This window comes from Acinetobacter sp. B51(2017), assembly GCF_003711395.1.
Classification (GTDB): Bacteria; Pseudomonadota; Gammaproteobacteria; order Pseudomonadales; family Moraxellaceae; genus Acinetobacter.
The window spans coordinates 1-14,674 of sequence record NZ_PJRJ01000025.1; the positions used below are offsets into that span (position 1 = coordinate 1).

Annotated in this window: 14 protein-coding genes; 10 read left to right on the plus strand and 4 right to left on the minus strand. The window is 42.0% G+C overall.

Annotated elements, in window-relative coordinates; translation table 11 throughout:
• Nucleotides 1-157 precede the first annotated feature (157 nt).
• From CYK47_RS11480 to CYK47_RS11495, 4 genes are all read left to right on the plus strand, one after another.
• Entirely contained in the window at nt 158-424 is a 267-nt protein-coding gene (locus CYK47_RS11480) for a hypothetical protein (protein WP_122901894.1), read from the plus strand.
• Between the two features lie 318 nt (nt 425-742).
• Nucleotides 743-2,065, plus strand: a complete 1,323-nt coding sequence (locus tag CYK47_RS11485; RefSeq protein ID WP_122901895.1) for an NCS2 family permease — start codon at nt 743-745, stop codon at nt 2,063-2,065.
• Nucleotides 2,066-2,138: 73 nt separating this feature from the next.
• Nucleotides 2,139-3,137, plus strand: coding sequence for an adenosine deaminase (locus tag CYK47_RS11490; protein ID WP_122901896.1), 999 nt, complete (start codon nt 2,139-2,141; stop codon nt 3,135-3,137).
• Nucleotides 3,138-3,184: 47 nt separating this feature from the next.
• Nucleotides 3,185-3,529, plus strand: a complete 345-nt coding sequence (locus tag CYK47_RS11495) for a hypothetical protein (RefSeq protein WP_164709191.1) — start codon at nt 3,185-3,187, stop codon at nt 3,527-3,529.
• On the opposite strand, the gene CYK47_RS11500 is transcribed toward CYK47_RS11495, so the two are convergent.
• The gene (locus CYK47_RS11500; RefSeq protein WP_122901898.1) at nt 3,526-4,080 is read right to left on the minus strand and encodes a cytochrome b; all 555 of its coding nucleotides are present in this window, start codon (nt 4,078-4,080) and stop codon (nt 3,526-3,528) included. The genes CYK47_RS11495 and CYK47_RS11500 overlap by 4 nt on opposite strands.
• A 205-nt stretch (nt 4,081-4,285) precedes the next feature.
• Here CYK47_RS11500 and CYK47_RS11505 point away from each other — a divergent pair, with 205 nt between their 5' ends.
• Nucleotides 4,286-4,675, plus strand: coding sequence for a hypothetical protein (locus CYK47_RS11505; RefSeq protein WP_122901900.1), 390 nt, complete (start codon nt 4,286-4,288; stop codon nt 4,673-4,675).
• 84 nt (nt 4,676-4,759) lie between these two features.
• Entirely contained in the window at nt 4,760-5,350 is a 591-nt protein-coding gene (gene rnhB, locus CYK47_RS11510; protein ID WP_122901902.1) for a ribonuclease HII, read from the plus strand.
• A gap of 60 nt (nt 5,351-5,410) precedes the next feature.
• On the opposite strand, the gene csrA is transcribed toward rnhB, so the two are convergent.
• From csrA to alaS, 3 genes are all read right to left on the minus strand, one after another.
• Nucleotides 5,411-5,665 carry a carbon storage regulator CsrA gene (gene csrA / locus CYK47_RS11515; RefSeq protein ID WP_122901904.1) on the minus strand — a complete coding sequence of 85 codons (255 nt, stop codon included), beginning with the start codon at nt 5,663-5,665 and terminating at the stop codon, nt 5,411-5,413.
• 271 nt (nt 5,666-5,936) lie between these two features.
• Entirely contained in the window at nt 5,937-7,217 is a 1,281-nt protein-coding gene (locus tag CYK47_RS11520; RefSeq protein WP_122901906.1) for an aspartate kinase, read from the minus strand.
• A 62-nt stretch (nt 7,218-7,279) separates the two neighbouring features.
• Nucleotides 7,280-9,973 carry an alanine--tRNA ligase gene (alaS, locus tag CYK47_RS11525; RefSeq protein WP_171407321.1) on the minus strand — a complete coding sequence of 898 codons (2,694 nt, stop codon included), beginning with the start codon at nt 9,971-9,973 and terminating at the stop codon, nt 7,280-7,282.
• A gap of 496 nt (nt 9,974-10,469) precedes the next feature.
• Here alaS and CYK47_RS11530 point away from each other — a divergent pair, with 496 nt between their 5' ends.
• The 4 genes from CYK47_RS11530 to CYK47_RS11545 all read left to right on the plus strand — a co-directional run bounded on the left by CYK47_RS11530 (nt 10,470) and on the right by CYK47_RS11545 (nt 14,603).
• Nucleotides 10,470-11,495, plus strand: a complete 1,026-nt coding sequence (locus CYK47_RS11530; RefSeq protein ID WP_122901908.1) for a type I glyceraldehyde-3-phosphate dehydrogenase — start codon at nt 10,470-10,472, stop codon at nt 11,493-11,495.
• A 3-nt stretch (nt 11,496-11,498) separates the two neighbouring features.
• The gene (locus CYK47_RS11535; protein ID WP_164709192.1) at nt 11,499-11,789 is read left to right on the plus strand and encodes a hypothetical protein; all 291 of its coding nucleotides are present in this window, start codon (nt 11,499-11,501) and stop codon (nt 11,787-11,789) included.
• 259 nt (nt 11,790-12,048) lie between these two features.
• A complete protein-coding gene (locus tag CYK47_RS11540; RefSeq protein ID WP_122901911.1) occupies nt 12,049-13,215 on the plus strand; it encodes an ATP phosphoribosyltransferase regulatory subunit in 1,167 nt (388 codons plus the stop codon).
• 68 nt (nt 13,216-13,283) lie between these two features.
• Nucleotides 13,284-14,603 carry an adenylosuccinate synthase gene (locus CYK47_RS11545; protein WP_122901912.1) on the plus strand — a complete coding sequence of 440 codons (1,320 nt, stop codon included), beginning with the start codon at nt 13,284-13,286 and terminating at the stop codon, nt 14,601-14,603.
• Nucleotides 14,604-14,674: the final 71 nt, after the last annotated feature.

Here is a 14,674-nt window from a genome sequence, read left to right on the forward strand (position 1 = left end):
TTACTCGAAAGACATTAAGCTTTTCTAAGAAGAAAGAAAATCACGAAGCTGTCTTGCATCTATTTTTATTGAAATATAATCAGGATATGAAAGATAGATGGATAACACGTTAGATTTGGACACTACCTAAAATTTACCCAAAGGATAAAAGTAGATCATGATAAAAATAACCTTAAGTCTCGCTGTTTTTATTGCATGTATTGCCACTTATATGTTGTATCGCCAAGAGCAACAACATAAGCAGCATGTGGCCGCTGTGGTCAGTGAGGCGCAAAGTTCTTTACAATATGTTCAAAAAACCCTCATTATCGTCTTCAGCCCATTGACACTAGCACTGTGGTCAGTGAAGGAGAATAACCCATTTTCAGCGCATTTTTATTCACCATTGCGGGTGGATGATTTTGGAGCAGCATATCGTAATTAGATGCATTTTTTAGAAACAATAAAAAAGCAATGTGATATAATTGCTCAAGTGTATTGTTAAATTAATGCGTTTATGTTTGTAAGTGCTTGATTTAGCCAAGGCGAGTAAAGCTGCATAAATGATATGCAGCTTTTTTATTTACACTGCTTCAATTTTAAATCTATGATTTAAGCTTGATTCTAGGGTAAATGACTTCTCCTTTAAAATGGAACATTTGGCATATCCATTGCTTAATCTGCTACAAAATCTCCCTTTTGTGTCATAAGTGGGTTTTTAAAATACCGCAATTAGGCATCAATTATTTATAGGGGCTAGGTCATGACGACTCCTAATCCATCTTCCGCAAGTATGCTAGAACGTCTGTTTAAATTAAGCGAAAACAAAACCAGTTTTCGTACAGAAGTAATAGCAGGTATCACCACATTTTTAACGATGTGTTACATCATTATTGTCAATCCAATGATTCTATCTGAAACAGGTATGGATCACGGGGCTGTCTTTGTTGCAACCTGTCTTGCCGCTGCCATTGGTTGTATGGTGATGGGCTTGATTGCGAATTATCCTATTGCACTGGCACCGGGTATGGGCTTAAACGCTTACTTTACCTATTCGGTGTGTATGGGAATGGGCGTGCCATGGCAAACAGCGTTGGCTGCGGTTTTTGTCTCTGGGATGGTGTTTATCGCCATCAGTATGTTTAAAATCCGTGAAGCAATTGTCAACGCCATTCCAATGTCGTTAAAGCTTGCGATCGGTGGGGGTATTGGTCTGTTCCTTGCCCTTGTGTCGTTAAAAAATGCTGGCATCATTGTTGATAATCCAGCCACTTTAGTGAGCTTAGGTGACTTAAAGCAACCTTCAGTCTTGCTCGCATTATTGGGCTTTCTGATGGTGGTGGTGATGCATCACTTTAAAGTACGTGGCGCGATTATTATTAGTATTTTAGCGATTACTGCGATTGCAACTGCTTTGGGTTATAACGAGTTTCAAGGCGTGGTGGGTTCTATTCCATCTCTTGCCCCTACCTTTATGCAAATGGACTTTGAAGGTCTATTTACAGCCAGCTTAGTGGGTGTCATCTTCGTTTTCTTCTTGGTCGATTTATTTGACTCAACTGGCACGCTGGTGGGTGTTTCCCATCGTGCGGGCTTACTTAAAGATGGTAAATTGCCACGCCTCAAAAAAGCCCTATTTGCGGACTCTTCTGCGATTGTGGCAGGTGCAGCACTGGGTACATCTTCAACTACACCTTATATCGAATCATCAGCGGGTGTTGCTGCAGGTGGTCGTACAGGTTTGACTGCTGTTGTGGTTGGTGTGATGTTCTTATTGTGCTTATTTTTAGCACCACTTGCACAGTCTGTACCAGGCTATGCCACTGCACCTGCATTGCTATTTGTGGGTGTGTTGATGATTCAAGGTATCACGCATATTGATTGGGATGATATTACCGAAGCAGTTCCTGCGTTTTTAACCATCATCTTTATGCCATATGCCTATTCAATTGCCGATGGTATTGCCATGGGCTTTATTAGCTATGCCTTAATTAAATTGCTTACTGGTAAAGCCAAAACTGTGCCATATATGGTATGGATTATTGCATTACTTTGGGCGTTGAAATTTGCGCTGTTTGGTGGTTAATCCCGTCATAACAACCTTAAGGGTGCTAATCTAAGGGGAGCACCCTTTTTTATATCTAAAATAGGAAACAGTCATGACCCAATTAGATTTAATTCGTGCTTTACCCAAAGCCGAGTTGCATGTGCATATCGAAGGTACTTTTGAACCTGAACTCATGTTTGCGATTGCGCAGCGTAATCAGATTGAAATTGCATATCAATCCGTTGAAGAAGTCCGTCAGGCCTATAATTTTCATAATTTACAATCATTTTTAGACATCTACTATGCTGGTGCAAAGGTGTTAATTTTAGAGCAGGACTTTTACGATTTGGCTTGGGCATATTTTGAAAAATGTGCCGAAGATAACGTGGTACATACCGAAATGTTCTTTGATCCACAAACCCATACCGAGCGTGGTATTGCGTTTGCGACGGTACTGAATGGTTTAAAGCGTGCCTGTGATGATGCCAAGACTAAGCTTGGGATTAGCTCGCACTTAATCATGTGTTTCTTACGTCATTTAAGTGAAGAGGCAGCCTTTAAAACGCTAGAGCAAGCATTACCGTATAAAGATCAGATTATTGGTGTAGGTTTAGATTCAAGCGAAGTTGGGCATCCACCAGAGAAGTTTGCTCGCGTGTTTGCCAAAGCGCGTGAAGCAGGCTTTTTAATTGTGGCACATGCGGGTGAAGAAGGCCCAGCAGATTATGTCTGGCAAGCTTTAGATATGCTCAAAGTCAATCGTATTGATCACGGAGTACGTTCTGAAGAAGACCCAGAACTGATGCAGCGTTTAATTCGCGACAAAATGCCGTTAACAGTATGTCCACTGTCTAACTTAAAGCTCTGTGTAGTCGATGATATGCGTGAGCATAATATCCGCCGTTTATTGCAACAAGGGGTTAAAGTCACCGTCAATTCAGATGATCCATCATATTTTGGTGGTTACATGAATGATAACTTTATTGCGATTACCCAAGCGTTAGATTTAACGGCTGATGAATTAAAACAATTGGCCATCAACTCATTTGAAGCCTCTTTTATTTCAGATACAGAAAAACAAATGTGGATTGCTAAAATTCAAGCACTATAATCAACAGGGCAGCTTAGGCTGCCTTTTTTTATGAGGTGATCGCGTCAATGATCAAAGTTTTATGTATGGCAAGCAGTGTATTTTTAATCAATATGTCAGTATCAGCTGCGCCAAGCCTGACACAAAAAATGCTTAAACCTGTCATTGCCTATCAATGTCAGCAAGAACTCAAAGACTCCAAAATATGGCGAGCGGCAAGCTGGTTGATGACCACTGAGCAAAAGCAAAGTAACCAAGCGAGCATTTGTGGTTGTGTAAGTGACAATGCCATGAACGAGATGGGCGCCAAAGAGCTTGCGCTTGCCTTAGTCAATGAAGCTGAAAAAGACAAGTTGGTACGTAAAGCCGTTATGAATAGCTTAAAAGGTTGTATCTCGGCAGCAGTGAATTAATCTTTAGGTTGTTTAGTCATACTATCTAACACATGATCGCGATCAATAAAATGATGTTTGAGTGCTGCTAAAATATGACCAATTAAGAGTAAAGCGGCGCCCCATGACAAATAAATATGCATCGGTTTAGCAATCGCAGTAATCTCTGGATTTTTACTGACTAAAGCAGGTAAATCAAATAGATACAATACAGGTGCGGGATAACCTAAACTCCAGCTCCATAAACAACCTGTAATAGGTAATGCCAATAGCATAAAGTACAATGCTAAATGTCCGATATGCGCGATTTTTTGCATCATTGGACTCATACTGTCGGGCAGTTTGGGTGCAGGGTGGGTATAACGCCAAAAAATCCGTACCACCACTAAGAAGATAATCGTGGTGGCTAAATTTTTATGCAGGCTAATCACATCACCTTTAAAACTGCCATCTACGTCATAACTTAAAAAATTACCGCTATAAAATCCAATCAGCCATACAGCAATAAAAATAATCGCCATGAGCCAATGTAACACTTGTGCGGTGCGGGTGTAATAAGGTGATTGATCCATATCAGCTACTCATTTAATGTAATTTTGTTCGAATATAGCGGTATAAATTGCGTTGTCATAGCACAGATCAGCAACGCTTTAAGTTCTAAATTAGAACGCTGCTTGGTTATGTTTTATACATCTAGCTTTTTAGCTAATTTCTTATATGCCAAGATTTGGGCACAATAGCGTTATACATATCGTATGATGATTTAGGACAATTCTCGTGAAAAAATTAGTTGCTGTATTCGCACCGCTTACTTTGGCTTTAACAGCATGTGTAGCAACAGATAGCACTTCAACCACTGCTACTTCTACCACAGTAGGCGCACAGCAATTGGCGATGGCAGCAGTGAAAGTGGGTGTACAAGCCAAATGTGTGACTGAACTTGAAAACAATACTTATTGGAAAACGGGCTCTAAACTTTTAACAGATGCGAAAAAACAAGAATTACAAACAGAAGTATGTTCATGTGTTGGTGAAAAAGCGACAACTTCTGTGACTGCGACAGAATTATTGATTGCTGCAATGGATAAAACTCAACAAGCCAGCATTGCATCTAAAGTCGTGACATCTACTCTAAATGCGTGTGTGGTTGAAACCATCCAAAACTAAGGCTACATGAGCCCACATGACAGCGACCTTGAGCTTAAGCTTTAGGTCGTTTTTTATTGAATCAGCATATAGAAGCAGATAAAAATGTTAATTGCAGGTACAGATGAAGCAGGCCGTGGCCCTTTAGTGGGTTCAGTGGTTGCTGCTGCGGTGATTTTAGATCCCAATCAGCCAATTGCAGGTTTAAATGACTCAAAAAAACTCACTGAAAAAAAACGTGAGCAATTATTTATTGAGATTCAAGAAAAAGCCTTAGCATGGGCGATTGCCGAAAGTAGTGCGCAAGAGATTGACGAGCTGAATATTTTACAAGCTTCTCTTTTGGCGATGCGTCGTGCAATTGAGGCGTTAAAGGTACAACCTGAGCATGTACTTATTGATGGCAATAAATTGGTGCAGGGTTTAACAATGAGCTGTGAAGCGGTCGTTGGAGGAGATGCCTTACATGCTGAGATTTCAGCAGCCAGTATTTTAGCCAAAGTCACCCGTGACCGGCAGATGGTGGAGTTGGATGCCAAATATCCCCAGTTTGGTTTTGCCAAGCATAAAGGCTACCCAACCAAAGCGCATTTTGAGGCGATTGCAGCGCATGGCGTGATTGCGGAGCATCGTCGTAGCTTTGGCCCAGTTAAAAAAGCGCTACAGGCCATGCAAGTGCAGCAAGATCTACTTTAATCTAAGCTTTAGGCAAATTTAAAGCGGCATAAATGCCGCTTTAGGAGAAAAACATCGATCTTAACGATTGTAGTTATTCTGCGAAAAATCACCTTCTTCAAAAGAAGGTTGATAATCCTGATCTAAGTGCTGCAAATGTTCATGCATAGCACGTTCATGTTGAATGCGTTGGTAAATTTCTTCACGATGCACTGACACTTCTTTCGGGGCATTTACACCAATACGGACTTGGTTACCTTTAACACCAAGTACAGTCACACTGACTTGGTCCCCAATCATTAAAGTTTCTCCGACACGTCGGGTCAGAATCAGCATGCTTATCTCCTTGCCAAATGCTATAAACTGCGATTTTTAAGATTTAAAACCAGTAAAAAAAACACAACCTTGAAATTAAAAAGTATTCATCTAAAAAGATGTATCGCATTATATGTCATATAACGCAATATATATTTTATACAGATTTACAAAAAATCCTTGTTTCCTAATATAACAGAGCCACTATAAAAGGAAATATAGTGGCTCTATTTTTTTGTAGCGTTTCGCAACTATAGGTTAAATATGCTTATTTTCCTATAGTCACGTAAGCTTAAGCGCGTACGCTAGATTCACCTGACTCACGGTCTAGGCCAAAAGCAGTGTGCAGGGTACGTACTGCCAATTCAAGATAATTTTCTTCAATAATCACAGAAATTTTGATCTCTGAAGTTGAAATCATCAAGATGTTAATGCCTTCGTCAGCAAGGGCAGTAAACATTTTGCTGGCTACGCCTGCGTGTGAACGCATACCTACACCTACGATCGACACTTTTACGATGTCATCACGCGTTGCAACTTCACGCGCACCAATGTTTTTTGCAGTTTCTTCTAAGATTGCTTTGGCTTTTGCGAGTTCACCACGATTTACAGTAAACGTGAAGTCAGTTGTACCATCTTCTTCTACGTTTTGGATGATCATATCGACTTCGATATTGGCATCACCAATTGGTTTTAAAATTTTAGATGCAATACCTGGCTCATCAGGCACACCTAAAATTGTTAATTTCGCTTCGTCACGGTTAAATGCGATACCCGAGATAATTGGTTGTTCCATGTTGTCTTCCAATTCAGTCGTAATAAGTGTGCCAACGTTGTTTTTAAATTCTTCGTCAAATGCGCCATCGTTATCATTATCAAAGCTTGATAATACGCGTAAAGGCACTTGGTATTTGCCTGCAAATTCAACTGAACGAATTTGCAATACTTTAGAGCCTAAAGACGCCATTTCTAGCATTTCTTCAAATGAAATACGATCTACTTTTTTGGCTTTTGGTGCAACACGAGGATCAGTAGTATATACACCGTCTACATCGGTATAAATTTGGCATTCATCAGCTTTAAGTGCAGCAGCCAGTGCTACGCCTGAAGTATCTGAACCACCACGACCTAGGGTTGTTGTGTTACCTTCGGCATCAAAACCTTGGAAACCCGCAACAACAATCACACGACCTGCATCTAAATGCGCAGTCATCACGTCAGTATCAATCGATTCAATACGCGCTTTGTTAAAGGCGCTATCGGTTTTAATACCTACTTGACGACCAGTCAATGACTTAGCACTCACGCCCAGTGAATTGAGCGCCATTGCTAACATGGAAATCGTGACCTGTTCACCCGTAGACACCATTTGGTCTAACTCACGTGGGTCAGGGGTCTCAGTAATGGCTTTCGCTAAAGCAAGCAGACGATTGGTTTCGCCACTCATTGCTGATACCACAACCACAACCTTGTGGCCGTGCTCATGCCAGCGCTTTACACGACGAGCAACATTTAAAATGCGCTCTGGAGTACCCATAGAGGTACCGCCATATTTTTGTACGATTAATGCCATAGTTGTTCCATATAAACCATGACCCTAAGTTCCTTAGGGTCAGTTACACAAAAGGTGAAGTCTTATTTTGCTGCCAGCCAAGCTGTTAAATCAGCCATAACTGGAGCAAACTTCTCGTTTAGTGGCGCGCCACCTTGTGCTAAGTCAGGTTTACCACCACCTTTACCACCTAGCTCAGTTGCTAGATGTTTGATGATGTCACCCGCTTTAATAGACGAAGTGAAGTCTTTGGCTACAGAAGCAAGTAGACTCACTTTGTCACCTTCAACTGCTGCAAGTACAATCACTGCGTTGTCTAATTTTGATTTTACACCGTCGTGTAAGGTACGTAGCGATTTAGCATCCATACCTTCAACAGTCGTAATTAAAGTTTGACGACCTGCAATCTCTTGAACTTGGCTTAAGAGTTCAGCAGCTTGTAGGCTCGCTAACTTTTGATTGAGTTGTTCGATTTGTTTTTGCAGGCTAGATGCTGTATCAACCAAAGCTTCAACTTTTTCTAAAGTTTGCTCTTTTTGCGCTTTTAATAAAGCGTTAATGGTGTTGATATCACGATCGGCTTTTTGTGAAACTTCGACCGCTTTAGCCCCTGTAACTGCTTCAATACGACGTACACCTGCCGCTACACCACCTTCAGAAGTGATCTTAAACAGACCGATGTCACCAGTACGTTTAACGTGAATACCGCCACACAGCTCGATTGAGAAGTTTTTCTCTTCAATCACTGAACCCATTGAAAGTACACGAACTTCTTCACCGTATTTCTCACCAAACAGCATCATCGCGCCTTTGGCTTTGGCAGATTCGATGTCAAGAAGTTCAGTGGTCACTGCAGTATTGGCAATCACTTCTGCGTTTACTAAGCGTTCAATTTCTTGTAGCTGTTCAAATGTCACAGGTTGGTCGTTGGCAAAGTCAAAACGTAACACGTCTGATGCAACCAATGAACCTTTTTGCTGTACGTGTGAACCTAAGATTTGACGTAGGGCAGCGTGTAAAAGGTGAGTTGCAGAGTGGTTACGTGCAGTTGCGGCACGAATATCTGCTTTAACCGTTGCTTCTACAGATTGGGTTGCTTTGAGGCTACCCATGGTCACGATACCTTGATGAACAAAAGCACCACCTGATTTTTTAGTATCTTGAACTTCGAAAATACCCGTATCATTTTTGAAGATACCCGTATCACCGATTTGACCACCGCTTTCTGCATAGAAGGGGGTTTGGTTTAAAACGATTAACGCTTCGTCGCCTTCAAACACTTCATCTACTTGTTCGCCATCTTTGTAGATGGCGATGATTTGACCTTCACCAGCCGTTGCATCGTAACCATCAAACTGAGTTTCACCTTCCACATTCACAACAGCGTTGTAGTCGATGGCGAATTTACCTGCATCACGCGCACGTTGACGCTGTGCCGCCATTTCAGTTTCAAAGCCAGCTTCATCAATCGTTAAATCACGTTCACGCGCGATATCTGCGGTTAAATCAGTTGGAAAGCCATAGGTGTCGTAAAGTTTAAATACCACTTCGCCAGGAATCACAGAACCTTTTAAGTTAGCAAGTTCGCCTTCAAGCAATTTCAAACCTTGCTCTAAAGTTTTCGCAAATTGCTCTTCTTCTTTTAGCAGTTGCGCTTCGATACGTGCTTGGTTAGCTGCAAGCTCAGGATAGGCCTGACCCATGACTTCAATTAACGGCTGTAACATTTTGTGGAAGAATGAACCTGTCGCACCCAATTTGTTACCGTGACGTACTGCACGGCGGATGATACGACGTAGCACATAACCACGACCTTCATTCGATGGATTAACACCATCTGCGATTAAGAAGCAGCATGAACGCGCATGGTCAGCCACCACTTTTAAAGACGCAGGGTATTCAACAGGTTTATTTTCTGCTTGTGCTTTTGCTTCAAGTTCAGTGGTGTCTAAACCAATGATTTCAGCGGCAGCTTTTAATAAGTGTTGGAAAAGATCGATTTCGTAGTTTGAGTTGACGTGTTGTAAAACTGCAGAAATACGCTCGAGCCCCATACCTGTATCAACAGAAGGCGCTGGAAGAGGGTGGAGCACACCATCGTTCGTGCGGTTAAACTGCATGAATACGTTGTTCCAAATTTCGATGAAACGGTCGCCATCTTCTTCAGGTGTACCTGGTAGGCCGCCCCAAATGTGGTCGCCGTGGTCAAAGAAGATTTCAGAACATGGACCACACGGACCGGTATCGCCCATTGCCCAGAAGTTATCTGATGCGTATTTTTCGCCTTTGTTATCGCCAATGCGGATAATACGGCTGGCATCTAAACCAATTTCTTTGTTCCAGATGTCAAATGCTTCGTCATCGGTATGGTAAACAGTGGCGTAAAGCTTATCTTTAGGAAGGGCTAACCATTCATCTGAGGTTAAAAATTCCCAAGCAAACATGATCGCGTCACGTTTGAAGTAATCGCCAAACGAGAAGTTACCTAACATTTCGAAGAATGTATGGTGACGTGCAGTATAACCCACGTTATCTAGGTCGTTGTGCTTACCGCCTGCACGGACACATTTTTGTGAAGATGTTGCACGAACATAATCACGTTTTTCAAGACCCAAGAAGCAGTCTTTAAACTGGTTCATACCAGCGTTGGTAAACAATAACGTTGGGTCATTGGCGGGTACCAGAGAACTCGACGCGACACGTGTATGGCCTTTTGTCTCAAAAAAGCGCAAATATGCTTCACGAATTTCAGCTGATGTCATAAAACGAGTACTCACAACCAAGTCACTCCATAATTTCTGATTTGGCAAAAGCATTGCAGTCTGACAAGACGGTTGGGTCTTTGCTGTAATGCGGGGGCTTAAAGATTAAAAAACGCCAAATTATACCGAAAAAACCTGTATCCACCAATGCTTTTAAGCCGATTGCCTGACAATTGCTGGCTTGAGTTTAACAAAAGCCATACGCTGATTTTTAACATGCTTTGCTACAGATTCAATCGCGCCAAGAACTTTTGACCCAAAGGTGTAAAATTGGCTTTACCGCGGCTGCGTTCATTTTTTACTTGTTTTAACTGGCAAAGTAAACAAAAAAAGGGCAATTTTTTATTTTTTTTGCAATTAATTGAAATTTTATTTTAATAAATTCGAATTTAATTCTAATTTGAATAAATTTTAAGCATTAAATTGGATTTAAACGCAAAATTTTCTCTCACAGTTGTCTTGAAAATCTATTAACATAAAGTGGCTTGGCGTGAATTAACAAGGAATGCATATGCAACGGGTAGCCATTAATGGATTTGGACGGATTGGACGTAATGTTTTACGAGCATGGTTTGAACATCCACAGCAATTTGATTTTGATCTTGTGGCAATTAATGACGTTGCAGATGTAGAGACTTTATTACATTTGTTTAAATACGATTCGACCCATGGGCGCTTTCATGGGCAGGTCAGTGTAGAACAGTGTTTAGAACAGACCTTTTTAAATATTCAAGCCCAGCAAAAAACGCTGCGGGTTGAAGTATTACAGCATAAACAACCACAGGATTTGCCATGGCGTCGTTTAAACGTGGATGTCGTACTTGAATGTACGGGTTTATTCCGCTCGCGTGCTGCGGCCACAGAACATATTTATGCTGGTGCTAAACGTGTGATTATTGGTGCTGCCCCTTTTGATACAGTCGATGCCGCGATTGTTTATGGGGTCAATCATCATGACGTACAGCAAAGTGATCAAATTATCTCAAGTGTCTCCTGTACCACCCAAGCTTTAGTGCCTTTGGTTAAAATTATTGATGATGCCTTTGGTATAGAAAGCGCTTTAATGACCGAAATTCATGCCGTAACAGCCGATCAATCGGTGCTTGATCATGCACATCGTGATTTACGCCGTGCGCGTGCTTCAGGTCAAAACATAATTCCAACCACATCCAGCGCGTTGGGTGCGCTTAAACGGGTCATGCCAAAAATGGATGGGCGTATTGATGGTTATTCGATTCGAGTACCGACCATTAATGTGGCAGCCATTGATTTAAACTTTATTGCGCAGTCTGAGATTAGCGTGGCGCGTCTTAATAAAGTACTAAGCCAAGCAGCACACGGCGATTATGCCTGTATTATGCAAGTAACTGATGAACCCTTGGTGTCGAGTGATTTTAACCATTCACCGTATTCTTTAATTGTGGATTTGGGGCAAACCATGGTGGTGGGACAACAAGCTAAAGTCTTTGCGTGGTATGACAATGAATGGGGCTATGCCAACCGTTTATTGGACTTATGCCAATCTTTTGAGGCTTAAAGCATGTCGATAATGATTGCGATATGTGCGCTACTTGGTGTGATTGGGCTGTCGATCATTTCTAAACGCGCTCAGCAACACGCCCAACAGCATATCGAGCATTTAAACGCAAAAAATGCGCATTTAGAACAACATTTGTCGCAAACTTTGCGTTTAATTCAAGACATAACTGAACAAATGCAACAGCAACAGTCGAGCCATAACCAACAGTGCCAACGTCTACAGCAGCTTGAACAACAGCAGGCACAAATGGTGGACATCATGACACAACTGGCGAAGCTACAGCATCGATAACTGTAGCGTGGGTAGGTGAGTTGTTATGGGCTGAGTTATTATAAAGTAATCGGCTTCAGGGCTTGGATCTAAAAGCCCAAAACAGTCGTTAAAAAGCACTCAAAAACTTCGCAACTTTAATTAGTCAGTATTTGCACAGCATTTGTAAAAAAGACTTGTGCAAGGGCTAAACTATCGTGCTAGACTAAGAGAAATCGGGTGTGCTCCCGATTTTTTTATGCGGATTTGTTCCGCGCTGACAAGAATTTAGGTTTACAACATGCCCATTTCAGAGACATGGTTATTACCTGATGGTGTAGCTGATGTATTACCCGAACAGGCGCAAGTAATCGAAACTTTGCGCCGTGACGCATTAGATTTCCTCGCATTGCGTGGTTATCAGTTGGTGTACACACCTTTCATCGAATACATCGAATCTCTCTCTTCTCTTTCAGAATCGAATCAAGATTTAGACTTAGCCACTTTTAAAGTCATCGACCAGCTTTCTGGCCGTTTACTTGGTGTGCGTGCCGATATGACACCACAAGTGGCACGTATCGATGCACATGTACATCCTGTACATGGTGTGGCACGTTATTGCTATGCGGGAACGGTATTACATACAAAACCTCAAGGTTTTAATACCACACGTGCCCCATTACAATTGGGTGCAGAATTATTTGGTTCAGACAGTATTGATGCTGACGTAGAGATGATTGATGTAATGCTCGGTTTGCTCAAAAAAGCAAATTTTGTGCAAGGTATCCATCTTGATTTAGGTCATGTTGGTCTATTCCGTAGTTTGGTGAAACACGCGGCTTTAAATAAAGCCACTGAACGCCGTTTATCGGATCTGTATCAGCGTAAAGCATTGCCAGAATTGGCTGAATTTACTCAAGATTTAAACTTTGGTCAGGACTTTTATGCCCTTGGCCGTTATGCAAGTGATTTAGAGCAATTACAAGCGCATTTAAGTGCTGAAATTATTGAAGATCCTGCATTTAAACAAGCATTTGATGCCCTAAGCTCAACGAAGTCTGCAATCCAAGCACGCTGGCCTGAGTTACATATTGGCATTGATGTGGTGGAATTACGATCTTATCATTACCACACAGGTCTGATGTACGCTGTGTATGCACCAAATCGTGCTGCACCGCTAGCACAAGGTGGCCGTTATGATGGTATTGGTGAGCACTTTGGTCGTGCGCGTCCTGCAACAGGTTTCTCATGTGACTTGTATGCACTAAGCGCCAGCCAATGTAAACAGGTTGCAGTCGTGGTTGCACCCAAAGGCACTGACGCCGCGTTATTAGATGCGATCGAAAACAGCCGTAAACAGGGTCTAAGTGTAATCCAACTGTTAGGTGATGATGATGTATCTTCTGTTGCTGCTGCAACGCATCAATTGGTGCTTGTAGACGCACAGTGGCAGGTTCAATCGATCTAAATCGGTTATTGCCAGTTTATGCGCTGGCAATAGTTTTTTTATTTTAAGCATGATGCAATGAGGCTATTATGGGCAAGAATGTTGTGGTACTTGGTACCCAATGGGGCGACGAAGGTAAAGGTAAAATCGTTGACCTGCTCACAGATCAAGCGGCAGCGGTTGTTCGTTACCAAGGCGGACACAACGCAGGTCACACACTTGTAGTTGGTGGTAAGAAAACTGTATTACACCTCATTCCATCTGGTATTTTACGTGAAAACGTATTGTGCTTAATTGGTAACGGTGTTGTTCTATCTCCAGAAGCACTGATCAAAGAGATGGACATTCTTGAAAAAGAAGGCGTACCGGTTAAAGAACGTTTACGTATTTCTCCAAACTGTCCTTTAATTTTGCCAAACCACATCGCACTAGATCAAGCGCGTGAAATCAAACGTGGTAACGCAAAAATTGGTACAACGGGTCGTGGTATTGGTCCAGCTTACGAAGACAAAGTTGCACGTCGTGCGATTCGTGTAGCTGACCTTGTACGTGGTGGTGAGCATCTTAAAGTACAGTTAACTGAGCTACTTGAATACCATAACTTCCAATTAACCCAATTCTATGGCGTAGAAGCGGTTAAATTAGAAGATGTGCTTGCACTTTGCGACCAATGGCGTGAAGTGGTTGCACCACTTGTGATTGATGTGACTGGTGAATTGCATAAGTACCGTAAAGCTGGTGACAACATCATGTTTGAAGGTGCGCAAGGTTCACTTCTTGATGTTGACCACGGTACATACCCGTACGTGACTTCTTCAAACACGACTGCTGGTGGCGTAAGCTCAGGTTCAGGTCTTGGTCCATTACACCTTGACTATGTATTGGGTATTACCAAAGCCTACACAACGCGTGTAGGTGCAGGTCCGTTCCCAACTGAGCTTGTGTACGATGCTGCGAACGATGTGGGTGATGCAATTGGTAAACACTTAGGTACAGTGGGTTCAGAATTTGGTGCCTCTACTGGCCGTCAACGTCGTTGTGGTTGGTTCGATGCTGAAATTCTGCGTCGCTCTGTAGAAGTGAACTCACTTTCTGGTATTTGCTTAACTAAACTTGACGTACTTGATGGTTTAGAAGAAATCAAAATCTGTGTCGGTTATGAAGCTGCAGATTCTGGTTGCGTAGGTTCTTCTGATGCGCTTGCATTTGAAACTTTAAAACCAATCTACGAAACAATGCCAGGTTGGACTGAGTCTACTTTTGGTGCGAAATCACTAGAGCAATTGCCACAAGCAGCAATCAACTATGTAAAACGTCTTGAGCAATTGATTGAATGTCCAATCGACATCATTTCAACAGGTCCAGACCGTGACGAAACAATTATTTTACGTCATCCATTTGATGCGTAATTAATCGTTTAAAAAAAACCCATCTTCGGATGGGTTTTTTTATGTCTGGTTTTAACAGGCTTGTCACGACT

Excerpts from the sequence above, each read along its gene's own strand:
- CYK47_RS11535 (WP_164709192.1), top strand. The coding sequence starts at position 11,499 with ATGTCGATAATGATTGCGATATGTGCGCTACTTGGTGTGATTGGGCTG.
- CYK47_RS11520 (WP_122901906.1), bottom strand. The coding sequence starts at position 7,217 with ATGGCATTAATCGTACAAAAATATGGCGGTACCTCTATGGGTACTCCA.
- CYK47_RS11545 (WP_122901912.1), top strand. The coding sequence starts at position 13,284 with ATGGGCAAGAATGTTGTGGTACTTGGTACCCAATGGGGCGACGAAGGT.
- CYK47_RS11500 (WP_122901898.1), bottom strand. The coding sequence starts at position 4,080 with ATGGATCAATCACCTTATTACACCCGCACCGCACAAGTGTTACATTGG.
- CYK47_RS11530 (WP_122901908.1), top strand. The coding sequence starts at position 10,470 with ATGCAACGGGTAGCCATTAATGGATTTGGACGGATTGGACGTAATGTT.
- CYK47_RS11495 (WP_164709191.1), top strand. The coding sequence starts at position 3,185 with ATGATCAAAGTTTTATGTATGGCAAGCAGTGTATTTTTAATCAATATG.
- CYK47_RS11485 (WP_122901895.1), top strand. The coding sequence starts at position 743 with ATGACGACTCCTAATCCATCTTCCGCAAGTATGCTAGAACGTCTGTTT.
- rnhB (WP_122901902.1), top strand. The coding sequence starts at position 4,760 with ATGTTAATTGCAGGTACAGATGAAGCAGGCCGTGGCCCTTTAGTGGGT.
- CYK47_RS11480 (WP_122901894.1), top strand. The coding sequence starts at position 158 with ATGATAAAAATAACCTTAAGTCTCGCTGTTTTTATTGCATGTATTGCC.
- csrA (WP_122901904.1), bottom strand. The coding sequence starts at position 5,665 with ATGCTGATTCTGACCCGACGTGTCGGAGAAACTTTAATGATTGGGGAC.
- CYK47_RS11490 (WP_122901896.1), top strand. The coding sequence starts at position 2,139 with ATGACCCAATTAGATTTAATTCGTGCTTTACCCAAAGCCGAGTTGCAT.
- CYK47_RS11540 (WP_122901911.1), top strand. The coding sequence starts at position 12,049 with ATGCCCATTTCAGAGACATGGTTATTACCTGATGGTGTAGCTGATGTA.